22 protein-coding genes are annotated in these 22,676 nt (G+C 57.1%); 13 read left to right on the forward strand and 9 right to left on the reverse strand.

Annotated elements, in window-relative coordinates; genetic code table 11:
- The first annotated feature begins 171 nt into the window (after positions 1 to 171).
- On the forward strand, positions 172 to 1,956 hold the full coding sequence (locus FHG12_RS19215; RefSeq protein WP_165699460.1) for a peptidoglycan D,D-transpeptidase FtsI family protein: 1,785 nt from the start codon (positions 172 to 174) through the stop codon (positions 1,954 to 1,956).
- 240 nt (positions 1,957 to 2,196) lie between these two features.
- On the forward strand, positions 2,197 to 3,261 hold the full coding sequence (locus FHG12_RS19220) for an OmpA family protein (protein WP_139517329.1): 1,065 nt from the start codon (positions 2,197 to 2,199) through the stop codon (positions 3,259 to 3,261).
- Positions 3,262 to 3,327: 66 nt separating this feature from the next.
- Here the strand turns inward: FHG12_RS19220 and FHG12_RS19225 are convergent, their stop codons facing one another.
- Together FHG12_RS19225 and FHG12_RS19230 are read right to left on the reverse strand one after the other, a co-directional pair.
- Positions 3,328 to 3,597: a hypothetical protein gene (locus FHG12_RS19225; RefSeq protein WP_165699461.1), complete on the reverse strand. Its 270-nt coding sequence runs from the start codon at positions 3,595 to 3,597 to the stop codon at positions 3,328 to 3,330.
- 59 nt (positions 3,598 to 3,656) lie between these two features.
- Positions 3,657 to 4,067 (reverse strand): hypothetical protein, encoded by a 411-nt coding sequence (locus FHG12_RS19230; protein WP_139517331.1) that lies wholly within the window; start codon positions 4,065 to 4,067, stop codon positions 3,657 to 3,659.
- A gap of 173 nt (positions 4,068 to 4,240) precedes the next feature.
- On the opposite strand from FHG12_RS19230, the gene FHG12_RS19235 reads away from it, so the two are divergent.
- Complete coding sequence (locus FHG12_RS19235; RefSeq protein WP_139517332.1) at positions 4,241 to 5,110, forward strand: aldo/keto reductase; 870 nt, start codon at positions 4,241 to 4,243, stop codon at positions 5,108 to 5,110.
- An 18-nt stretch (positions 5,111 to 5,128) separates the two neighbouring features.
- On the opposite strand, the gene FHG12_RS19240 is transcribed toward FHG12_RS19235, so the two are convergent.
- The 3 genes from FHG12_RS19240 to FHG12_RS19250 all read right to left on the reverse strand — a co-directional run bounded on the left by FHG12_RS19240 (position 5,129) and on the right by FHG12_RS19250 (position 7,931).
- Positions 5,129 to 5,947 carry an alpha/beta hydrolase gene (locus FHG12_RS19240; protein WP_165699462.1) on the reverse strand — a complete coding sequence of 273 codons (819 nt, stop codon included), beginning with the start codon at positions 5,945 to 5,947 and terminating at the stop codon, positions 5,129 to 5,131.
- Positions 5,948 to 6,074: 127 nt separating this feature from the next.
- Positions 6,075 to 6,875, reverse strand: coding sequence for a helix-turn-helix domain-containing protein (locus FHG12_RS19245; protein ID WP_139517334.1), 801 nt, complete (start codon positions 6,873 to 6,875; stop codon positions 6,075 to 6,077).
- A gap of 165 nt (positions 6,876 to 7,040) precedes the next feature.
- Positions 7,041 to 7,931, reverse strand: coding sequence for an oxidoreductase (locus tag FHG12_RS19250; RefSeq protein ID WP_139517335.1), 891 nt, complete (start codon positions 7,929 to 7,931; stop codon positions 7,041 to 7,043).
- 186 nt (positions 7,932 to 8,117) lie between these two features.
- Here FHG12_RS19250 and FHG12_RS19255 point away from each other — a divergent pair, with 186 nt between their 5' ends.
- Positions 8,118 to 8,939: a polysaccharide deacetylase family protein gene (locus FHG12_RS19255; RefSeq protein WP_139517336.1), complete on the forward strand. Its 822-nt coding sequence runs from the start codon at positions 8,118 to 8,120 to the stop codon at positions 8,937 to 8,939.
- Between the two features lie 142 nt (positions 8,940 to 9,081).
- On the opposite strand, the gene FHG12_RS19260 is transcribed toward FHG12_RS19255, so the two are convergent.
- Positions 9,082 to 9,627, reverse strand: a complete 546-nt coding sequence (locus FHG12_RS19260; protein ID WP_165699463.1) for an SgcJ/EcaC family oxidoreductase — start codon at positions 9,625 to 9,627, stop codon at positions 9,082 to 9,084.
- 353 nt (positions 9,628 to 9,980) lie between these two features.
- On the opposite strand from FHG12_RS19260, the gene FHG12_RS19265 reads away from it, so the two are divergent.
- From FHG12_RS19265 to FHG12_RS19280, 5 genes are all read left to right on the forward strand, one after another.
- A complete protein-coding gene (locus tag FHG12_RS19265; protein ID WP_139517338.1) occupies positions 9,981 to 10,811 on the forward strand; it encodes a class I SAM-dependent methyltransferase in 831 nt (276 codons plus the stop codon).
- 269 nt (positions 10,812 to 11,080) lie between these two features.
- On the forward strand, positions 11,081 to 11,218 hold the full coding sequence (locus tag FHG12_RS21040; RefSeq protein ID WP_165699464.1) for a hypothetical protein: 138 nt from the start codon (positions 11,081 to 11,083) through the stop codon (positions 11,216 to 11,218).
- Positions 11,219 to 11,441: 223 nt separating this feature from the next.
- A complete protein-coding gene (locus tag FHG12_RS19270) occupies positions 11,442 to 12,080 on the forward strand; it encodes an FKBP-type peptidyl-prolyl cis-trans isomerase (protein ID WP_139517339.1) in 639 nt (212 codons plus the stop codon).
- A 16-nt stretch (positions 12,081 to 12,096) separates the two neighbouring features.
- Positions 12,097 to 12,696: a hypothetical protein gene (locus FHG12_RS19275; RefSeq protein ID WP_139517340.1), complete on the forward strand. Its 600-nt coding sequence runs from the start codon at positions 12,097 to 12,099 to the stop codon at positions 12,694 to 12,696.
- Positions 12,697 to 12,818: 122 nt separating this feature from the next.
- Positions 12,819 to 14,753 (forward strand): KUP/HAK/KT family potassium transporter, encoded by a 1,935-nt coding sequence (locus tag FHG12_RS19280; RefSeq protein WP_139517341.1) that lies wholly within the window; start codon positions 12,819 to 12,821, stop codon positions 14,751 to 14,753.
- Between the two features lie 85 nt (positions 14,754 to 14,838).
- Here FHG12_RS19280 and FHG12_RS19285 read toward each other — a convergent pair whose 3' ends face one another.
- On the reverse strand, positions 14,839 to 16,680 hold the full coding sequence (locus FHG12_RS19285; RefSeq protein ID WP_230471199.1) for a M61 family metallopeptidase: 1,842 nt from the start codon (positions 16,678 to 16,680) through the stop codon (positions 14,839 to 14,841).
- Between the two features lie 200 nt (positions 16,681 to 16,880).
- On the opposite strand from FHG12_RS19285, the gene FHG12_RS19290 reads away from it, so the two are divergent.
- The 3 genes from FHG12_RS19290 (at position 16,881) to FHG12_RS19300 (ending at position 19,171) form a co-directional block, all read left to right on the forward strand.
- On the forward strand, positions 16,881 to 17,447 hold the full coding sequence (locus FHG12_RS19290) for a C40 family peptidase (RefSeq protein ID WP_139517342.1): 567 nt from the start codon (positions 16,881 to 16,883) through the stop codon (positions 17,445 to 17,447).
- A gap of 707 nt (positions 17,448 to 18,154) precedes the next feature.
- Entirely contained in the window at positions 18,155 to 18,595 is a 441-nt protein-coding gene (locus FHG12_RS19295; protein ID WP_139517343.1) for a DUF2147 domain-containing protein, read from the forward strand.
- 129 nt (positions 18,596 to 18,724) lie between these two features.
- A complete protein-coding gene (locus tag FHG12_RS19300) occupies positions 18,725 to 19,171 on the forward strand; it encodes a DUF2147 domain-containing protein (protein WP_139517344.1) in 447 nt (148 codons plus the stop codon).
- Between the two features lie 87 nt (positions 19,172 to 19,258).
- Here the strand turns inward: FHG12_RS19300 and FHG12_RS19305 are convergent, their stop codons facing one another.
- Entirely contained in the window at positions 19,259 to 19,726 is a 468-nt protein-coding gene (locus tag FHG12_RS19305; RefSeq protein ID WP_139517345.1) for a hypothetical protein, read from the reverse strand.
- A gap of 126 nt (positions 19,727 to 19,852) precedes the next feature.
- Here FHG12_RS19305 and FHG12_RS19310 point away from each other — a divergent pair, with 126 nt between their 5' ends.
- Entirely contained in the window at positions 19,853 to 20,485 is a 633-nt protein-coding gene (locus tag FHG12_RS19310) for a hypothetical protein (RefSeq protein WP_139517346.1), read from the forward strand.
- Positions 20,486 to 20,566: 81 nt separating this feature from the next.
- Here the strand turns inward: FHG12_RS19310 and FHG12_RS19315 are convergent, their stop codons facing one another.
- Positions 20,567 to 22,528, reverse strand: coding sequence for a M1 family aminopeptidase (locus tag FHG12_RS19315; protein WP_230471200.1), 1,962 nt, complete (start codon positions 22,526 to 22,528; stop codon positions 20,567 to 20,569).
- Positions 22,529 to 22,676: the final 148 nt, after the last annotated feature.

The raw sequence follows: 22,676 nt of genomic DNA on the forward strand, positions 1-22,676 counted from the left end.
GCAAAAGCAACCCTCATCTGTTCGCGTCTGGAACAGGCCTTCCGGATCCCATCCTGCTTCGGACAACTATACATTTGATCGGATACCAGGCACAAGAGAGCGGTAAATGTCTAGCTTTACTCCATGCGTAGGGCTTTCAATGCTTGGAATTGGAGACAGAATCTACTAGCCGTGCTAGTAGCGCTGGCTGCCTGCTCATCACCCGAACAGCAAAATGACGCACCCGCTAAAGACCCAACCACGGGTGAAGTCTACGCCCGGCGCCGCGTCGTGGTATCCGACTCGTTGTACCGGGGCCGCGTGCTCGACCGGTACGACTCGGTGCTGGTGGACACCCGCCTGCAATACCTGCTGAAGCTGCCGCGCCGCCCCCCACTCGATACCCTGGCCTTGGGCCAGCTGCTGGGCTGGGACTCGGTGACCGTCCACCGCCGCATTGCCGACGCCTTGCCTTACGAAGAAGCCCCAGCCGGTTACCCGGTTCAGCTTAGCCTCACGGCGGCCGAAGCCAAACGTGTGCGCCGCGACAGCACCGACTGGCCCAACCTAACGTTGACCGAGCGTCACCAGCGCGCCTACACCACCAGCGCGGGTGCGGCGGTGCTGGGCTACACGGGTGCGGAGGCGCAGGCCTTTTTCCGCCAAGCCAAGCGCTACCGGCGCGGCCGCTTTTATAGGCTGCGCAGCGGCGGGGTCGAAACCTACTACAACGGCCTGCTCACCGGGCACCGTGGCTACCTGCACCCTTTGGTGGATGCAAAGGGCAAAGAGCACGGCACCTGGGCCCGCGACACCACCTTTCAGCAAGGCCAGGACCTGCACTTGACTATTGATGTGAAGCTACAGGCCTACGCAGAAAAACTGCTGGGAAACCGCAAAGGGTACCTGGTGGCCCTGGACCCGCGCACCGGAGAAATTCTGTGCTTCGTGTCGGCGCCCGTATACAAGGCGGCCACCCTCACCGCGCCCGACCAAGCGGGCGTGCGGGCTAAACTGCTGGAAAGCGAAGACATGCCGCTGCTCAACCGGCCGGCCATGTTGGCCAATCCGCCCGGCTCGGTGTTTAAGCTGGTAAATGCCGCCGTGGCGTTGCAGATGGGTGCCATTAGCACCTCTACCTCTTTTCGCTGCGACCAATCGCTTATCAGTTGCGTGCACCGCCATCCGCAGGCCCAAAGCCTGACGCTGGGCCTGAAGTACAGCTGCAACCCCTACTTCTACCAAGTGCTGCGGAACGTCATCAACCGCACGCCTGACAGCCTGGCCCTGGATTCGGCAGCCGCCCGCCATGCCAATCTAGCGCTCTGGCGCCGCTACGCCCGGTCGTTTGGCCTGGATTCGGTACTGGGTGTGGACATCCCGCGTGAAGCGCCCGGCTTCTTACCCACCCCGGCTTATTACGATAAGGCTCGCCGCACGCCCTTCTGGACGTATCGCTCCATTTACTCACTCAGCATCGGGCAGGGCGAAATTAACCTCACGGGCCTGCAAATGGCCAACATGGCGGCCATCGTTGCCAACCGCGGCTGGTACTACACGCCCCACCTGGTACGCAGCATCGGAGCAGGCGGGCCGCTGCCGCGCTTCACCGAAAAGCATCATACCCTCATCGACAGCGCCAACTTTGCCGCGCTGGTGCCCGGCATGGTGGCCGTGATGCAGCGCGGCGGCACCGCCGATGCTTCCAGCCTGGCCGATGTGGGCATCACGGTGGCGGGCAAGACCGGTACCGTGGAAAACGACGAAGGCGATGATCACGCCGCGTTTGTCGGCTTCGCGCCGGCTGACAACCCCCAGATCGTCGTAGCAGTTTACGTCGAAAATGCAGGTTTCGGGGCTACGGCCGCTGCCCCTTGCGCCGTGCTGGTGATGGAAAAATACCTTCGCGGCAGCATCGCGCCTCGCCGCAAACGTTGGGAAGCGCGCATCCGGCGCCGGGCCCAGAACGGCTACTAAGCGAGGCTAGCCAGAGATCAGCAGGAAGCGGGTACCAGAACCGAGCCCAGCGCCCTTCATCAGTAAGTATAAGCAGATCCAGTTTGGAATAAATAGATATTTCTCGACGCACTTACGCACTCCTCGCCGCCATACGTTTCTAGAAAACTTATCTAGCCAATACCAGCAGAAATTGTTCGTTGTACTTACATTCTGAGTAGCACATTCGCTTTTTCGTTGAAATCAGCTTTGCATAGCTTCATGAAACGTAGCATTTGGCTCGGCGTGGCGGCCCTGCTGCTGGCGGGATCCGTGAAAGCCCAAGGCCTGGCAGGCATTTGGCAAGGTGTAGAAACAGACCCTGATGAGCCGGGAGCCACCTGGCCGTCGGTGCTGCGGGTGCAGAACGGCAAGGGCACGGGCCTGTTTGGCGTGATGTATCAGGAAGCAACGGAGCGGCCGGACGCAACGGTGACGTTTCAGGTTCGGGCCACCCAAACTCCCGGCGGCATGCGCCTCGAACACGTGCGTAAGCTAAACGAAACTGGGGCCACCCCCTTCACCTACTGGTGCGAAGGCATCATCGTGTTCACCTACGACCCCAAGCTGGAAAAGCTGACCGGCCGCGCTGACTACGACCCCGTCGGCCATTGCGACAAGGGCACTTACACGCTTTACCGCATCAAACTAAAATCGGCGCCTACTGTGCTGGCAGGCACCGAAACTACCCTTCGTGTATCGGGCCGCAACGTGCGCTGGTACGCCGACGCGGACCTGAAACAACCGGTAAACAGCGGCAACGAGTACCGCACCAAGCTCAGCAAAGCCACTACCTTCTACCTGACGCAAGGCTACTATCCTACCCGCGAAGGCGCCGTGGTGCCCATTACCATTCAGGTAAAAGGAGCTGTAGCCAAGGCCGAACCCCAACAAGCCCCCGCGCCGGTGCCCCCACCAACCGATACCGACCGCTCGGTGCCGGCACCCATTGTATCGGCTAAGCCTGTGGCGCTGCCGACGGTGCTGTTCAAGCTGGGTACGCCGGAGCTGTTGCCGGAGGCCATTCCGGCTCTGGATCAGCTAGCAGCAGAACTCCGCGAGCGGCCTGCGCTGCGGTTGCAGGTTGCGGGCCACACCGACCGTATTGGCGAGCCGCAGAAAAACCTGACGCTGTCGGAGCAGCGCGCCGCGGCGGTAAAGGAGTACCTGGTAAAGGCGGGCATTGCGCCCGACCGTATCAGCACCGTGGGCTATGGCGACACCCACCCACTTTACCCCTCACCCGATGCCCGTAACCGCCGCGTGGAAGTATCGGAGGCAAAATAGATAAATATACAAATATTTGATTACCAAGTATTTATACACAAGTAGGGTTTCGCTTAATATGCCTAATCAGTGCACAGCCACAGGTTTCACTCCAGCTTTAGGGTTCAAATACCGCTCACGCAATGCAGCACTGGGCATAGTGGCTTTGAGTACCGGCACCGGTTGCGATGTAACTACCTCGAAGCCTTCGATCAAGTCCTGTTGGGTTAGGGGCAGGTCGGCGCCGCCCACGTACAGCGAGCAGTAAAACTGCATCCAGAGCTTGCCACGAAACGTTTGGGAAGTCGCGCCGGAGGCAAACGTGTTGTGCAGCACGTAGTCTTTGGGAAAGCCCAATCACCGAATGGTCGCAGCGTAATCGGAATCACCAGACGGGCCAATCGCGGCTTCCGGCACTACAAACAGCGTTTCGCCGAGCACGTGAAAATAGGTATCCGTGACGCGCGGGCGGTTGAAGACGTTTTCCGAGTACTCGGGTGCGTCCTGTTTACGCGGTAAGCAAAGCGCACCGACTTGGTGCGCGGATGGTACACCACAATGCGGTTGCTATCGGGCACCATGCGAAAGCGATACTGAGCGTTTTCGCCGCGAAAACCGCTTAGGCAGCGCATCAGGTCGTGCTCGCCCCATACTTCGTTGGAGAAACGGAATGCCGTTGAATCCTCGGGCTTTGGAGTGCGCACGCTGGCTTGCACCACCAAGCCCTCACTAGCCAAGTGTGGCGAGTAGCACACATCGTACTCAGCGCGGGGTTGGGCCGCGGCCACTACGGGCAGCAGGCAGCATAAAAAGAACAGGATTTTCATAGCAGGCAGGGCAGTTCAGCGTCGGGGCAAATGTAGCCTGGCTGATAGTCAGCGTGTTTCACATCTACATGTGATCAGCAGGGCCATCGGGCCTTGCGCCGGAGCATAACCTATCGCCCACAGAGCAGTTACTACTACCAAAGCTTAAAGTCCATTCGCCCCAAACCACTACCATGACCATTACCATCGCCCAAAATTCTGCGCATCCCCTCACCGTCAACCGCCTAGGATATGGCACCATGCGCCTCACGGGCCCCGAGATTTGGGGTGAGCCGGACAACCGACCCGAAGCACTAGAAGTACTGAAGACAGCCGTTGCCGAAGGCGTCAATTTTCTGGATACCGCCGACTACTACGGCGAAGACGTGACCAACCGTTTGATCACGGAAGCCCTGCATCCTTACCCCAACGGCTTGGTTATCTGCACCAAAGTAGGCGCTACCCGCAAGCCCGATAAAAGCTGGGTGGTGTTCAACTCCCCTGAAAACCTGCGCACCAGCATCGATAACAACCTGCGCACCCTTAAGCAAGACCAGATTCAGTTGGTGCACTTCCGCATCATGCCCCACAGCGAAGTACCGTTTGACGAGTCGCTAGGAGCCATGTTTGAGATGCAGCGGGAAGGCAAAATCCAGCACGTGGGCCTCAGCAACGTAAGCCGCGAAGAGTTGGAAGCCGGCCTCAAGATGGGCCCCATCGCGACGGTGGAAAACATGTACGGCTACGGGCAACGCACCACCTTGAAGACTCCGCACGGCGAAAACCGCGGCGGCGAGGAAGTACTGGATCTGTGCGAGCAACACGGCATCCCGCTCATCCCCTATTTTTCCTTGGTAAACTCCCTGCCAAAGGCCACCGCCAAAATCGCGGAACTAGCCCAGAAGCACAACGCCTCGGAAGCCCAGATCAACATAGCTTGGCTGTTGCATAAGTCGCCCTGGATTCTGCCCATTCCTGGCACCTCTTCCGTAGCGCACCTGCGCGAAAACCTGAAAGCCGCCGATATCCGCTTGAGTCAGGAAGACATGGAGTATTTGGGATAAACTGCAAGTTGCTTACCATCAGAATATTGCGTGCGGGCTGGTGTAGGCCCAGCCTAGCGCCTTGAGCATGGTCACGGGCTTGCCGGTCAGGTGCGTTACCTTCTCGATGACGACGGTGTGCAGATCTAGGTTTTGGTAGTGCCGGGCTTCGAGCAGCCGCACCAGTTTTTGGTAGGGCTCCTTCTGGCCCGGCGTTTCCAGTTCGCCTACCTCTATAAATACGTGCACGGGCAAGGCGGTGTGCTTGGCGTGATAAGCGCTTTCAAAATCGAAGACCTTGCCCTTGTCGTAACCCAGCGCCGGGCTGCCAATGAGGATGTTACGGAACAGCGTGGGCTTTTGAAACAGGACGTACGTGCCGAACAGACCGCCCATCGAGTAGCCATACAGCGAGCGTTGGGCGGGGTCGGCTTGGTAGTTCTTTTCGACGAAAGGCATCAGTTCCTGCTCAATAAAGCCCAAAAACGCCGGTGCGCCGCCGCTGCCGGGCATGGCTGTGGTGGCCGTCGGAGTGAAGTCGCGGTTGCGTTTGTTGGTAGGCGTACCGATGAGGCCGCCATCGCCAATGGCTACCACCAGCGGCTCAGGAATGTGGTATTCGGCCATGAGCAGCCCCAAGTATTCGAGCGTGGGCGAAAAGTCGTTGTCGCCGTCCACAACATACAGCACCGGGTACTTCTTGCCCGCCGCCTGAGCGTAGCCGACCGGGAAGTGCACGTACACGTCGTAGGTGTGGCCTGCCACTTTCGACTGCATTACGCGGTGCTCAGAGTTGGGCACTGTAACCAAACTAGGCTTTTGGGCTTGGGCAGCGTTGATTAGTGACAGAAATATCATTAAATATAATACCCTCACAATCAAATACTTATCCATACCGAAATAGAACGATTAAGCCGAAACGTATTCATACCAGTGCCCCAGCAAGTTAGGCTTTCTTAGCAGCCGCCCCACGCTACCGGCAAGTTCAGATTCTGGAGGGCGCTACGCCGTACCGCTTTTTGAAGGCAAAGGAGAAGTGCGACAAGTCTTCGAAGCCTACCTCCAAATACGCTTCCGACGGCGCTTTGCCTTTCTCTTTGATCAGGTAATGCGCCTCTTGCAAGCGGCGCTGCTGCAACCAGCGGCTCGGCGAGAGCTGAAATATCTTTTCAAAATCGCGCTTAAACGTAGCCAGACTGCGGCCGGTGAGGTAGGCAAATCGCTTGAGCTGCACGTTGAAATGGAAGTTGCGGTCCATGAAAGCCGCCAGATCAATTTTGCCGGGTTCGCTAAAGTCGAACAACACGTCTTTCAGCTCCGGATTGCTCTTGAGCAGCAGCATGATGGCTTCCCGCGCTTTCAGCGCCAGCAAACTCTCGTTACCGGGTTGGGCCAACTGCTCGTAGGGCTGCAACGAATCGAGAAAGCTTTTGTAGAGCGGGCTGAGCGGCAGCTCCACAATGGCCGCGCCGGCGGGGTGTTTCTCGGCATGGTAACCGTATTCGAGGCTGAACCGGCGCAACGTTTCCTGGTCGAGCGAAATAGACAAGGATTTGAATTCGCCGTGCGCAGGTGGGTGCTTGCTGAACTTGACGAGGCGGTTGCGCTTGCTGAGCCGCAACGAGCCTTCGCCGAAAACCTGCTCGCGGTCGCCGTCGTTGGTGACGAGCGTACCGGCCAGCTGATAGCTCAGGATGTGTTCGGGCACAAACTGTTCGCCTTCCCGGCTGGCTGTGAAGTAGCAGGAATAAAGTATTTGCGGCCGCGCCTGGGCTTCCTCTTTCATAACTATTGCATTACAAACAACTTACAAACATAGTTGAGCGGTCCTGGCCACGCCCTTTGCTGTTGACGAATCGCTTGGTGCACTAAAGTAAAGCCTGTCCTGCTTCGCGGCGCGCGGCAGGACAGACCAACAGCAAGTTATTCTGCGGCTACAGAAAACAGATTTTTACTGTATGCCTTTCAGGCCCATCAGCGACTTACCGGCGGCGCTAGTCAGGAAATTTTCTGCATCGTCGGCGTCGGTGGAAACGCTGACGGGCAGCCAGTGCTCCTGCTCCGCTTGCCGGGCCGCATCCGCTTTTTGCAGGATGCCGATGGCCTCGCTGCCCAGCACCAAGTGAACTGGCGGCGCAGGATGCTCGGCCAAAGCAATCAGCACGTTAGCCGCTTTATTCGGATCGCCCATGGGCACAAATTGGCCGTTTGACAAGAAGTCCGCCATCCGATCGACGGTGGTTTCGTAGCCTTCCACCGGCGGGGCATAGCTCATGGAAGGCCCGGCCCAATCGGTGCGGAAGCCGCCCGGCTCCACGCTCGTCACCCGGATGCCAAGCGGCGCAACCTCCTTCGATAGGGCTTCGGTAAAGCCACCCAGGCCAAATTTGGCCGCTTGATACATGGTAAGGCCCGCCCCGCCGACGCGCCCACCTATCGAGCTGATTTGCAATATGGTACCGGAGCGCTGCTTGCGCAGGTACGGCAACACGGCGCGGGTAACGGCGATGGGGCCGTATAAGTTTGTTTCGAGTTGACTGCGCACCTGCTCTTCGGTAAAGGCCTCGGCTGCACCGGTGATGCCAAAGCCGGCGTTGTTGACGACCACGTCGAGACGGCCGAAGTGGGCCACCGCATCGGCTACGGCCTGGGTTATCTGGGCCGGATTGGTCACATCCAAAGCCAGGGGCAGAATCTGGCTCTTGTATTGTGCAACGAGCGGCGCGAGCTGTTCGGGCTGGCGGGCCGTAGCGGCCACCCGACCGCCACGGGCCAACACTGCTTCCGTCAGGCTACGGCCCAGTCCCCGCGAGCTTCCGGTAATAAACCATACTTTGTTCATGATTTCTAGAGCGTTAAGTTCCAGACAAAAATCCGGCTGAAATCAGGCAGCTACTTTGTTGTACGGCTCAAAGTTGGTTTGTTGAAAAGCTCACGATTTTCCTCAGATGCTCCTACCTTGTGCGAAGCGTGCGCCCGCACCGTTTCAAAGGCCCCATCTTTACGCTCATTCCGTAACTCTCACCCGATGAATACCACCCGCAGACTTTCCCTGGCCGCTGCCCTCCTGCTTGCGGGCCCCGCCACCAGCTTCGCCCAAACCACCAGCCCCTGGAACAACAAACAATGCGCCGTTGTGCTGACGTATGACGACGCCATCGACGTAGACCTGGACAACGCGGTGCCGGCCCTCGACTCCCTCAAGCTGCGGGGCACGTTTTACCTGATTGGCTCCTCGCCGGTGGTGGCGCGCCGGCTTGACGAATGGCGACAGGCCGCCAAGCGCGGGCACGAACTAGGCAACCACGCCCTGATGCACCCTTGTGACGGCAGCTTGCCCGGCCGCAGTTTCGTCACCCCCGACAACGACCTGAGCAAATACACCGTCAGCAGGGCCGTGAGTGAGGCCCGCGCCAACAACACCTTGCTGAGCGCCATCGACGGCAAAACGGCCCGCACCTTTGCCTACCCGTGCGGCGACCTCACCATTGGCGGCGTCAAGTTTTACGACCAACTGCAAAAGGATTTCGTGGCCGCGCGGGGGGTAACCGGCGGTCTGCAAACGCCCGCGCAAGTCGACCTGACCAACATCGACAGCTACATGATCAACGGACAATCGGCTGATTATCTGATTGATCTGGTGAAGAAAGCCCAGCAGTCGCACACGCTGCTGGTGTTTCTGTTTCACGGAGTAGGCGGCGGCCACTCGCTGAACGTCGATCTGAAGGCGCATCGTCAGTTGCTGCGCTACCTCAAAGCCCACGAAAAAGATATTTGGGTGGCGCCGATGGTCGAGGTGGCCGAAAAAATCAAAGCGTACCAACTGAGTGCCGGCAAAAAACAAGGGTAAGCCTTACAAAAAGCCATGTTTATAAGTATTTGATTACCAAATGCTTATAAAAACCACCAATCCCAACTGCCGCTGTAGCTGCTTTAGCTACCGCAGCAGTTGGGATTGGTGGTTTACAAAACCGGCACAACAGACCCGGCGCTTACTTCGGATTGGTTTTGACGGAGGCTACTTTAGGAGCAGAGCCTTTGATGGCCTCTTCATCAATAGCTGTAACCTGACCCGCCGCGACCAGCCAGTGTCCGTTTTGCTTCACTAAAGTCATGGTTACTCTATCACGAGTCGGGCCTATCTTGTTCGTGCCCCTGTTGACCCCGTCGGGCGGGTAGGCGACGCCGATCGCCATAATCTGGTTCATTACTGCCACGTCTGGGGCAATAGCCCGAATGGTCATTTCCGAAGATTTGAAAGGCACGCCTTTATACATCTTGGTGAAAAGCTTCAGATGCCCCTGCACCAGCTGCTGCTGGCCGCGCCATAGCATGCCGATGGGCGTAATGAAGCTTATGTCTTTGGTCGTGTAAGTGGTCATTTCCTGAAAGCGGTGGTTGTTCAGGTTGGCCTCCCAGTGATTAACCGACTCACGGATGCCCTTTTCGTCCGCAGGCGTGAGGTGGGCCGGCGCCATCTGGGCCAGCGACAAACGACTGGAAATCAAGCACAAAATGACTAACAGAAGTGTTTTCATAGGAGTGTAGGTAAAAATGAACATTCACTTCAGCACCCTGCCTCGGGCACCAAAACCAGCCGGCGTATCTCGGCTCCCGCGCAACCTCATCCACTTTCCGGCCTAGTCAGGCACCCTGCGAAGCGTTCCTGCTGCGTCGCCTACTACCACTTTCTTATATATTATAAGTTACTAATATTGAGCCAGATACCAAGCCATCGGCACACTCGCGGGTAGGTTATTCGATGCAGGAGGCTTGTTGAGTCGGCGGGGAGGCGCTGGGCTTGGCTTTTACCAAACTCTTTCAAGCCCGTACATTTGCCGAGCAGCATGCTGCGTTTTGTCTTACCCAACTTGCTTCCTCCGCTCCCGATATGACTGTTGATCAATTCTTTGCGTTATTTCTGGACGAATTACGAAGCAACTCCAAGCTCACCAGCTACTACAAGTTTTTGGCCAACCCGGCCAGCTTTGAGTTTCGGAAAGTGTATGTTACGCAGCGCCTGCACTACATCCTGGATCGGCTGCCCAACACCGAGGCCGCCATCTGGGACTGCGGCTGTGGCTACGGCACCACGGCTATTTTTCTGGCTCTGAACGGCTACAAAGTCCACGGCACGACGTTGGAATTTTACTTTGAGCACATCCCGGAGCGGCTGCGCTACTGGTCGCAGTTTGGCGACGTGTCGGGCTTTACCTACAGCTACGAAAACCTCTTTGACTCGCCTCCAGCCCCGGCTTCCTACGACCACATCATCATTCAGGACACGCTCCACCACCTCGAACCGCTCCAAGATGCGCTGCGCATTTTCCGGGAAGCGCTGCGGCCGGCTGGCACGCTTATCATCGTAGAGGAAAACGGCGGCAACGTGGTGCAAAACACCAAACTCTACCTGCGCCGGGGCAACAAGCGCATCATCGAAATCCACGACCCGCAGCTCGATAAAAAAATCCTGCTGGGCAACGAAAACATCCGCAACCTCGCCACTTGGCGACGCGAGCTGGCCCGCCAAGGCTTGCTCATTTACCCCGCCGACGTGCAGTATATCCGGCTGTTTCCGCCGTTTATGTTTAAGGATGACAACGCCCAGCAACTGGTTGAGCGCGAAAACAAGCTGTGGCGCCGCAATTCTTTCCTGAAAGAAAACCTGTTTTTCGGCCTCAACTTCACCGCTGGCAAAGCTCCCAAAGAAGGCGGCGCCTAAACAAAACTCCCCTCCTCAGCCGAGGAGGGAACGCGGCAGCTTCGTTGCCGCCGGGGTGGTTGAATGATTGCGGATGTTGTTTAATTGTACTTCTAAATAAAGGTTTTACCACCCCGCACTACAGGCACCCCCTTGATTAAACAGAAGTTAACGTGGCTTTATGCAAGCTATACCGTCACAAATAAATGATGCTTGCATAACAATTTTATAACGGTTGCGTAGTATCTTTGCACTCAAGAACCTGATTCACTACTACATACATTTTTGCCATGAAAAAGAGCACTGCCGCTGTTTCGTCGCTATTGGTACTGGGGGGCCTTGGCTCGCTGGGGTACCTGGCCGCTCAGGTGCTGGACCTGAACCTGTTTTTTGACCTGCGGGACGAAGAAGAGTTTCACTACTGCTAGTTTTTCTGGCTGAGCGGCTTGGTCGCCGCACGATTATCCGGAGGGCTCCGCTATAAAGCGGAGCCTTTTTATTTTGCCCAAAAACCATCTGAACGTCATAATCAGGGCCTTACCTTGCGCGGCCAAAAAAAACCACATCCATTCCGAGCGGTTTTCGGTACTTCACAGTACGGACGGCTCGGAAGGGGCCGCGCCCGTGTATTTCTCACTCTTCCTTTTTCCCATGAACCTAAACACCCTCAAGGAGCAAATCAGCTACATCATTGGCCGCGATTTAGCTCGCAACTTCGCCCAGCAGGGCCTCGACCTAAACATCGACGTGCTGGCTGACAGCCTGAAAGAAGGCATTGCCGGCCAGCCCAGCCGCCTGACCCAAGAGCAAATGCGCGACGCCATGGCCCAACTGCAAGCCCAGATGGAGGCACAGGAAGCCCAAAACGGTGGTAGCCAGCCTCAGGGCGGTGGCGGTGGCGATGCCAAGGAGGCCGGTGAAGCTTTCCTGGCCGAAAACCAAAACAAGCCCGGCGTGACCACCCTGCCCAGCGGCTTGCAATACGAAATCCTGACGGAAGGCACCGGCAAAAAGCCCACACGCAGCAGCTCCGTCACGACGCACTACCACGGCACCCTCATCGACGGCACCGTGTTCGACAGCAGCTACCAGCGCGGCGAACCCGCTACGTTCCCAGTCAATGGCGTAATCGCGGGCTGGACGGAAGCGCTTCAGCTGATGCCCGAAGGCTCGAAGTGGCGCCTTTACATTCCGTCGGAGCTGGCGTACGGCACGCGCGGCGCGGGCCGCGACATCGGTCCGAACTCTGCCTTGATTTTTGATGTAGAGTTATTGCGCGTCAACAACTAGCGCTTCCAACCAAAGGATGACCACCGACCCAACCGCTACCGGCACGTTCCCAACCTGGGTACGTACGTCTACGGCCGGGTCGGTGGCCCCACCTGCCCCCATGCCTTCTGAAGAAAGCTTTCCGCTAAGCGCCTCCGAACCTCTTGAGCCTTCGCTCCCGCCGCTGCGCAGCTCCGATGGGCGGCTGGAACTCACAGCCGATACGCTGACCGTAAATGGCCAGCGCTTTCTGTTGCTAGAGCTTGAAGCGGTCGAGCTAACCCCGGTGCGGTGGCTGCTGTGGTATTTGCTGGGTGGGTTTGCGCTGGCGGGTTTTGCGCTAGCCTTTTTGCAAAACTGGCTTCGCACGATGCCAGCCATGCTAGGTCTGGCGGCTAGCGCATTATTATTCGTGTATGGGCAGCGCGGTACCAACCGTTTGCGCTTGCACCGGCTAGGGCGCGAGGCCGTGCACTTTGCGCTTCCCGGCGAGCCCGAACGCTGGCAGCAGCTGGCCCGCGAAACCAATCGCCGCATCCGTCGTCGGCACGACGAGGCTGCGGCGGCTGCGGCTGCGGCCTTGCTTCCTCCGCCCACGTACGAGGAGCTGCCGCCAGGCGCCGAGCCATCTGCTTAGGAGCATTACTTACCTCTTTTCTTTCTACCAAACCACTTGGGAAACGGAGTCCCCGATTTGCTCTGCGTACCCTACCTTTAGGCGCTTTTTCGCCGGGAAGATTTCTCCTTCTATTTCTTACTATGGACGCCAAACATCGGCACACCGCCATCTCGACTGCCGGCTTGCTCATTGCCCTGGGCATTATTTACGGCGACATCGGCACTTCGCCGCTGTATGTGATGAAAGCCATTGTGCCTAAGGAAATTGATCCGCGCCTCGTGTACGGTGGCATCTCCTGCGTGCTCTGGACCCTGACGCTGCAAACCACCGTTAAGTACGTATTGCTCACCCTAAACGCCGACAACAACGGGGAGGGTGGCATTTTCTCGTTGTTTGCCTTGGTACGGCGCCGGGCATTCTGGCTCACGATTCCGGCCATTGTCGGCGGCGCGGCCCTGCTCGCCGATGGTGTCATCACTCCTCCCATCTCGGTGTCCTCGGCCATTGAAGGTCTGGAAACGGTGTATCCGCACATCCCGACGGTGCCCATTGTTATCGCCATTATAATGGGCCTGTTCTTGTTGCAAAGCTTTGGTACTCAGATAGTTGGCAAAGCATTCGGACCGATTATGTTCGTGTGGTTTACCATGCTGGCCGTACTGGGAGGCTCTTGGATCGCAAAACACCCCGAGATCCTGAAAGCCGCCAACCCCTACTATGCCTACGAGTTGCTGGTTATGTATCCGGGCGGGTTCTGGCTGCTGGGTGCGGTTTTCTTGTGCACGACCGGAGCCGAGGCCTTGTATTCGGACCTAGGGCACTGCGGCAAGGGCAACATCCGCATCAGCTGGATGTTCGTGAAAACCTGCTTGCTGCTCAACTACTTCGGACAGGGCGCGTGGCTATTGGCTCACCAAGGCGAGCAACTCAGCGGACGCAATCCGTTTTATGAACTCATGCCGCCGTGGTTTTTGCTCATCGGCATTGGCATTGCCACCATCGCGGCCATTATCGCGTCGCAGGCCCTGATTACGGGCTCATTTACGCTGGTGGCCGAGGCCATCCGGCTGAACATGTGGCCCAAAGTGAAGCTCAACTACCCCACCGACGTAAAAGGCCAGTTGTATGTACCCAGCATGAACCGGCTGCTGCTGCTGGGCTGCATCGGGGTGGTGCTCTACTTCAAGCGCTCCGAACACATGGAAGCCGCTTACGGTCTGGCCATTACGCTCACCATGCTCATGACCACCCTGCTGCTCACGATGTGGCTGCGCTCCAAGCGGGTACCCATGGCGGTTGTGGTGTTGTTCGCCCTTGTGTACGGCGTTATCGAGGGGGCTTTCTTAATCGCCAACCTCATCAAGTTTCCGCATGGCGGCTGGGTTTCGCTGGCTATTGGCTTGGCCCTGATGAGCGTGATGTACACGTGGCTGCGGGCTTTCTACATCAAGCGCCGCCTGACGGAATTCGTTAAGATTGAGCCGTATATGGATGCGCTCAAAGAACTCAGCGACGACGATTCGGTGCCGAAATACTCGACGCACTTGGTGTTCATGACGTCGGCGGAGCGGCCTTCGGAAATCGAGTCCAAGATCATTTACTCCATCTTCCAGAAACGTCCGAAGCGCGCCGACATCTACTGGTTTGTGCACGTCGACACCACCGACGAGCCGTATACCATGGAGTACAAGGTGGTGGAGCTGGCCCCCGACGACGCCTTCCGCATCACTTTCCGGTTGGGTTTCCGGGTCGAACAGCGCATCAACCTGTACTTCCGCAAAGTGGTCGAAGATTTGGTGCGCAACAAAGAAGTGGACATTACCTCGCGCTACGAATCGCTTAGCAAACAGCACGTTACGGGCGACTTCCGTTTTGTAGTACTGGAGAAATTCCTGTCAGTCGAAAACGAATTTCCGCTCATGGAAAAGCTCGTGATGCAGGCCTACTTCTACATCAAGCAGTTCATCGCCTCCGAAGACAAGTACTTCGGCCTCGATACTAGCTCGGTGAAAGTGGAAAAAGTGCCGTTGGTTATCACGCCCGTACGCGACGTGGCACTTAAGCGTGTTATGTAAATATTTGATTATCAAATATTTATAAAAAGGCCTCCCAAACATGGTTTGGGAGGCCTTTTTGTTGGTTGCCTGTGTCTAACTGCTGTTACTTATTGTTCTTCAGCCATTTGCCCAAGACACGCAGTTGCGCCTCCGTAGGATTCGGCAGCTGCTCGATGCGGTAGCGCTGGTTGGTGCTGGCCAGCAACGGGAACGTGAGCTCTTTGATCTGCCCCTCGCGGGTCACCAGCACCGTGACTTTAGTGCCCGCCGGACGCCCTGCGAGCGCTTTGCCGGGATCGTCGGCGAGGCGGTTGCCGTCGATTGCAAGGATCTCGTCGTTTACGCTGAGGCCGCCTTGCCAGGCACTTCCGTCACGTACTACGCTGGTTACGATGTATTTACCGCCCGTGGCGGCACCCAATGCGCTAACGTTGGCACCCGTAGCCGTGACGGTAGCCCCGAGCATGCCATCGGCCGAAGCAGGCGTCTGGGTCACCTTCAGGCCAGCGTAGCCCAGTACCGTGTTGTAGTCCAGCGTTTGGGTGCCGTAGACGCGGGTGCGGAAGAAATCGTCGAAGCGGCGGCCAGCCACTTTGGCTACGGCATCCTGAAACTCCTCGTCGGTGAAGCCGCGCTTGCGCTTCTGGTAATACTCGGCGTAGAGGTAGCGCAGCACGTCGTCGAAGCGTTTTTCGCCGTTGGTTGCGTTCAGCACCATCAGATCAAGCTGCCCTACAAGGAGTTGACCTTTGTCGTAGTAGCTGATGCCGATGTTGTTGGAGTTTTCGTTAGGCCGATACTGCTTGATCCACGAATCAAAGCTCGATTCGGCGGCCGACTGCACCTTGTTGCCGGGCGTATTTTCGACGCGGGTAATGGTATTGCTGAGGCTAGCCAAGTAGTTTTCGGGCGTGGTAAAGCCGGCCCGTTGCACAATTTGGTCGCCAAAGTAGCTGGTGCCGCCTTCGCTGAGCCAAAGCATGTGCGTGTAGTTCTCGGTATCGTAATCGAATGGCCCTAAGGCAATTGGCCGAATGCGCTTCACGTTCCAGAGGTGGAAATACTCGTGCGCCACTAAGCCCAAAAAGCCCTTATAGCCCGCTTCAGTAGCATACGAGTTGCGCGAAACAGACAATGTGGTGGAGAAAAGATGCTCTAAGCCCCCGGTGCCACGGTCGATGTTGTGCACAATAAATAGATAGCGATCCAAGGGGTTCTGCCCCACCACGCTCTGCGCCGATTCGCACACGCGCTTCATGTCGCCCAGCAGGCGCTGTTCGTCGTAGCGAGCGTCGCCGTACATGGCCACCGTGTGTGGGGTGCCATTGGCCACAAACGACAGGATTTTCTGATTGCCGATTTCGATAGGAGAATCGGCCAGCTCGTCGTAATTGCTCGACTGAAAGGTAAACGGCGCGGCGCCGGAAACCGGCTTCAGGCTGGTCGAAACCTGTCCCCAGCCCGCGGCGGGCTTTACCGTGAGTGTACTTGCAAGTTGCTTGCTATCAGCCGGATACATAAATACGCTAGTACCGTTGAGGTAGCCGTGCGAAGCATCAATGAAGCTGGTACGCACGCTTAGCTCGAAGGCATAGACGCTGTATTTTACCGCAAAGTCTTTCGTACCAGCGTGGTACACGCGCCAGGTATTCTTGTTGATTTTTTCGGTGCGGAGCGCTTTACCGGCAGCCGTTGCCTGAAAGCCTTCGACGTTTTTGGCAAATTCCCGCACCAAGTACGAGCCGGGTGCCCACACGGGCATTTTTACGTCGGTGAATTGTTTGCCGAAGCCACTGAGGGCAATTTCGACTTCAAAGTAGTGGGTTTGCGGGGCCGGCATCGAGAGGGTGTAGCGCAGCGAAGAAGCCGCGACGGCTGGCCCAAAATGGCCCAGCGCCAACACCAGCACGGCCGCCAGCAAGAGGCGGAAACGAGAGTGGGGCATGAAAAATGATAAGAGTGAAAGAAGTAGATTTATTCCGACGGCAAAAGCCGGCAGAGGTTGCAAGGTACGGCTGAAAATGGGCCCCTTGCCAGCGTTTTCAACGCAAAGGGCTGCCTTGCGCAGCATACCAGGCGGAACCCACGGCCAAGCTCTGCCGTTAGCAAGGCCGAAGCAATCGTTTACCTACCTCTTTTTCACCTATGCGCTACGTCTGGATTGCTTTTCTGAGTTTTGCGGTCGTGTTGCTGGTACTGTTAGGCCGGCAGCGGTTGCATCCGGGTGGCTCGACGAAATCGGCGCCGTTGGTGCAGCGTATACCCGTCGAAGCGCCTGCCCGCACCGCCGTTTGGGTTGACAACCGCCCGGCGGTCCGCGCCGATAGCGTAGTGCGGTATGCGCTTCAGCACATTGGCACCAGTTATTGCTACGCGGGCAGCACCCCCGAAACGGGCTTCGATTGCTCAGGCTTTGTCAATTACGTGTTTGCCCATTTCGGCGTGCCGGTGCCTCATTCTACGGCGCTGCTGATCAATACGGGCCGGCCAGTGCCGCGCGAAGAAGCCCGCAAAGGCGACATTGTGGTATTTACGGGCACAGCCACCACTTCTACCACGGCCGGGCACGCAGGCATCGTGATTTCGGAGCCGGGTCAGCCGCTCCGGTTTGTGCATTCGTCGTCGGCCCGCAAGGAGTCGGGCGTCAAGATCAGCACCGTTGAGAACACCGATTACGAGCGCCGCTTTATGGGGGTGCGCCGGGTGCTATAATGCTGATTTGATATAAAATATTAACAGTCAACCATATAGCAAGAGCCGCCCTTTCGGGGCGGCTCTTGCTGTTATAGAGGCTGGGTACCCCTGAAAAAGCGATACCCGGTTTGCCTATGCACACTCTACAGAAGAGTTGCTGGGCAAACCGGGTATCTAATCCTTCAAATCTTACCAAGCGACGAGTCTGGGGTACAGCCCCGTCATCTCCTTATATAGGTAAGACCATGCCGTAATGCGGGAAAGAGCCGTAAAGAAAGGCTAAATCCGCGCTAAGCTGTTGTTAAGCGCGTCCGGCGGTGAAGCGGACTACATTCGACAGGCTTGGCAGGATTTGGTTGGGACTACTAGACATTTTGTACCTCCTTTCTTTACGTTTCACATAACCCCGGCCGGGCTTCCCAGTACCTTAGGGCGGCGTGGGTCGGGGGCGTAGCACTCACTACTGGTGGGTAAAGTTAAAAGAGCGCGGGAAGGTTCAAAATTAAAAGGCCATTTTTTATAGCGAAGGGGCCCTATTTGGCCCATATGGCTGATTATCAGGCACATTTTCTCCAAGCAAACTAGCAAATATTGCTAAATCTGTATGCCTTCCGGGCTTGGCCTCAAACTTGCAATTGTGCTTGCAACGCTTGCCTCCTCCACGAGCCATCCAGATTCAGGAGTTTTCCCCTATCTTTTCCCCCAAACCAGTCATCTTCCCTCCCATGAAAAAAACCCTGCTCCTGTGTCTAACGATGCTGTTAGGCTTCGTTGGCGTAGCCAGCGCACAAACTCTTTCGCCGCTGGGCGTATGGACCAACGGCGAGAAAAAAGCCAATTTTGAGATCTACCAGTGCGGCAACAAGCTGTGCGGCAAGATCGTGGCGCTGACCGTGCCCAACGACCCCAAAACCGGCAAGCCCAAAACCGACTCGGAAAACCCCGACCCCAAGCTGCGCTCGCGCCCCCGCCTGGGCCTCGTGTTTATGAAGGACTTTGTGTACGACTCGGATAACAAGTGGGACGACGGCAAAATCTACGATCCAGAGAGCGGCAAAACTTACTCCTGCTACATGAAAATGCTGGGCGCCAACTCGATGGAAGTGAAAGGCTACATCGGCTTTTCGCTGATCGGCCGCTCACAATCTTGGACGCGCGTGAAATAACCCAACGGCGGCTTCTGCTCGTATTTATACAGCGACTTCCCAGCTTGGGTGGTCGCTGTTTTTTTATCTTGCGCAAATGCTGGGGCCTGCCAATGCGCAGTCCAATCGTGTAGTAAAGCCGGTACGCTGTTGAAATATCTGTGGGTGGGGTTGTTGCTGTGGTGGGCTGCGGCGCCCCAAGTGGGCTGGGCCCAATCGGCATCGCCGGTTGGCGTCTGGGTTGACGACGTAGCCGAATCGCACATCGAAATTTATCGGTGTGGGGAGAAGCTATGCGGCCGCATCGTCTGGCTGAATCAGTCACAGGATTCCGTAACGGGGCGGCCCAAGACCGACCTACGCAACCCCGACCCCGAAAAGCGCAGCCGACCGCTGCTCAACTTGGTAGTGGTGCAAAACCTGACGTACAACGCCAGCGATGACCTCTGGGACGGCGGCGAAATCTACGACCCGCACAACGGCCATACCTACTCCTGTTTCCTGCGCCTGGACCGCCAAGACCGGCTGGAAATCAAGGGATACATCGGTTTTCCCATGATCGGCCGCTCCCACTACTGGTCGCGGGTCGCGAAGTGAAGTGCGGCTAAGAGGTATCGAATTCCAGAAGGCCACTTTAATAAATATTTGACAATCAGATAGTTATTAAAGCGGCCTTCTGGGTGCTTAATAAATCTCCTCGATGCAATAACGCTTGCCGCGGAAGTCGAAGGACTCCCCGGTGCGGCTCGACGACATGGCCTGAAAGAGCGGCGAGAAGGCCGAAATGGCGCAATACGGCTCGCCTTCGACTTGGATTTCGCCAATGCTCACCGAAATATAAAAGCGCTGGTCGTTGGTGACAACTACTGAGCCCAGCCCCGGCTGGTCTTTGGGCGGACGGGCTTCGGGCACGCGCTGCAACACTTGCAGGCCCGAAAGCGCTTCGTCGAGTTGGCGGGCATACAAGTCGCGCTGAATATGACAGGCCTCGCGAAACGACTCAAACTTATCTTCGATGGCGCCCTGACTTTCGTTGGCGCTTTCCTGCACGTCGAGCATGGCTTGGCGGGCGGTGTCGGCTTTCTGCTGCTGCACGCGGCGGCATTCGGCTAAGAGTTGTTGTTTGAGTGTAGTGCGTTGTGTGGCAGTCATAGGTAGCTGATTAACAGATAGATCAAGTCATAAAGACGAGCCTTCTCAAACCAAGTTGCTCTTTCTTCTTAGAAACTATTTTGCTGGGCCCGTGTTTGCACTCAGATCGCGAATCTCTCTCCCGTTTTGTTGAATTTTCTAAAAAAGCTCTTATCCGCTGACCGCGGGGCTGACTCGACCAACTGGCAACCGTTGGAGCGCACCCCCGCCGAGCAGACCGCCCACTCGCAGTGGGTGCACCAACGCGTATACCTTAACTGGATGGGGCCTTTTTTTAAAGCCTACCATTTCCGCAAGGCTGGTGTCACGGATCGGGGGTTTCGGGTGCAGCTCGCCGACGAATGTGGCCGGTACGGGGCACTGTTTTTCTTCGATCCGAGCATCGGGCCGGGCAACTTTCGCCACTTGTTCGATTTTATTCGCGATCGGGTGCTGGCCCTGGGTTACAACCTTTCTACCTCCGACCGCCGCGTGCTGCACCACCCGCGCTACACCGAAACCATCGAGAAGCATTTCCTCAAGCCCCAGCCCAAAGACTGCACCGTGACGGGCCGCTGCAACCAGCGATTCGGCACCGTTACCGTCGATCTGGTGAGCATCAACGGGCAGCCGGGCTTCATTCGCTTTTTCAGCAATCCTTACCAAGACAACATTTTTACGGTGGCCAAATCGTTTGATGAACTCATGGACGCGGTGTTTAACCTGCCGCCCGCCGATGCCGAAGTGCAGGCTCGCATCAAGGAGTACGCCAAAGCGTAAGCAGCTTTAACACTGCTTTTCACACTAAAAAGCCCGATTCACTGATGTCGATCGGGCTTTTTGCTGGATTTAGAAGAGCGTTTAGAGGCGCACAAACCGGCTCTTCAGTACTTGCCCTGCGTCGGTAGTCAGCCGCAGTTGGTAAAGGCCCGAAGCAAGATTATGGGTATCAATCTGACTATCAATTGCTTGCAAATTCTGCTGTAATACTGTCCGGCCCAAGGCGTCAATCACCTCGGCGTGTGCGGCGGCTGGCAAGCCGGCTACCTTCAAATAATCGAAGCAGGGATTGGGATAGATAGCAAACTCGACCTCGACGGGAATCCCCAGCGTTTCATCTCGTTGCACCGTCGAGGACCCATCGAGCACCCACTGGTTTGGGTCGATCTGGAGATCGGTTGCGGTACCGGTGACAGGCAACACGACTTGCGTAGTGGACTGATTCTGGTGAAACCGGACGACCTGCACTCCGGCGCTGGTGGTGATGCCTAGGTCAAGATCGGTGTCGAAAAAAGGGGTGGTCGTGGGCCAGGAAGCAATCTCCACGGAGCGCACGTACAGTTTATCCCCCACTTGATTCCAAAAGATGTTAAACGAAGGATAGCCTTGCCCACGGTACCACTGCTCGAAAAAGTAACCCAGCGACCGGCCGGCTTCGGCCTCAAATACTTTCTGCAAATCGGTGGTGCGCGCCGTCCGACCGCCATAGGTGGTTTGGTAGGTACGCAGCGCGTGGAAAAACTTGGCGTCGTCGTTGAGCAGGTAGCGCAGCATATGAATAACGGCCGCCCCTTTCTTGTAACTCAGGCGGCTATCGAAAATGCGACTCGTAGAGGTAGTGTCGCTTACGCGCACGCTGCCGCTGGGCACCCGTTGGGTAGTGTTGTGGGCATCGTCCATCCAGGCGCGGGCCTGCGCCGGGGTGCCCAATGCCTCATACGACAGGTACTCGCCATAGGACGCGAAGCCTTCGTTAAGCCAGATGTCTTCCCACGAAGCGCAGGTTACGTTGTCGCCAAACCACTGGTGAAACAGCTCGTGGGCCGTGAGGGTGAAGCTGAAGCCACTTTGCGTGGTCATGGTTTGGTGCTCCATGCCGCCGCCGATGGGCGCCATGCTGTGCCCGTATTTCTCCTTGGCAAACGGATACGGACCAACCAGCTTCGAGTAGTTTTCGATGAAGCCCGGCGTGCGGTCAATCTCGGCGCGAAAGTCGTTGAGTGCCGCCTGATTGTAGATATAGTTGACAATCGGGATGCGCGCCCCCCCGACGGGGTTGGCGTAGTTTACATACTCCGCATAAGGCGCCACGGCCACCGAAATAAGGTAGTAATCAATGGGATAGCGCTGTTTCCACTCGTAGCGGCTTTTGTTGTTGGCCAAGGGCGTAACGCGTTCGAGCACGCCATTGGAGCCCACCTTGTTGGGGTTGGTGGTGGTCACCCACACGTCCGACGAATCGGCTTTGTCGGTGAGCACTTGCTTGCAGGGCCACCATTCGTAAGCATAAAAGGGCTCCGACAAGCTCCAGGTGACATTGGTGTTGTACTGCGCCACCAAAGCTGTATTGAGCGCGTAATCGACGGCGGGTGGAAGTTGGCCGTTGGGCACCGCCGCGCCGTGGTAATAGATGTAGGCGTTGAACAGCGAAGCCGCGGGCACTGCCTGGGCCAGCCCTACCGTTACATCACCGACACTGCGGCGCACGCCCAGGCCCCGGCGGCCGTTCACCACCACCGAATCAATGACCAGCGAAGGATACAGCTCAAAAGCCAGCGAGTCGAGGGCCTGCGTGGCGCGGGCCTGCATGCGGGCGTAGCCGGCCACGTTGCGGGACGTGTTTTCGAGCGCGATGTCGAGCTTATAATAGGTTACGTCGTAGCGGTCCATCTTCCGCCGGTGGCTCACGGTGGTCGCGGGCTTGAGCAGGGCCGTAGTCGAGCGAGCCTGCGCACACGTCAGGGCAGCGTCGGGCACAGGCACTGGCGTACGCGTCTGGGCGCGGGCGGCTGTCATCAGCGTCCACAACAGCAGGGTCCTCAATAGGGATAGGTTAGGCTTCATGCAAGCGTTAGGGAGTATAGCACTTCCCAGTTAACATCTTATATTACAGATAGTTACCTTAATCAAAATACCGACTGCGAAAGTACGCGGTCGGAACGCGATTTTGTATCTTGTAAGGAGAACGCAA

Origin of the sequence: Hymenobacter jejuensis (assembly GCF_006337165.1) — a bacterium.
Classification (GTDB): domain Bacteria; phylum Bacteroidota; class Bacteroidia; order Cytophagales; family Hymenobacteraceae; genus Hymenobacter; species Hymenobacter jejuensis.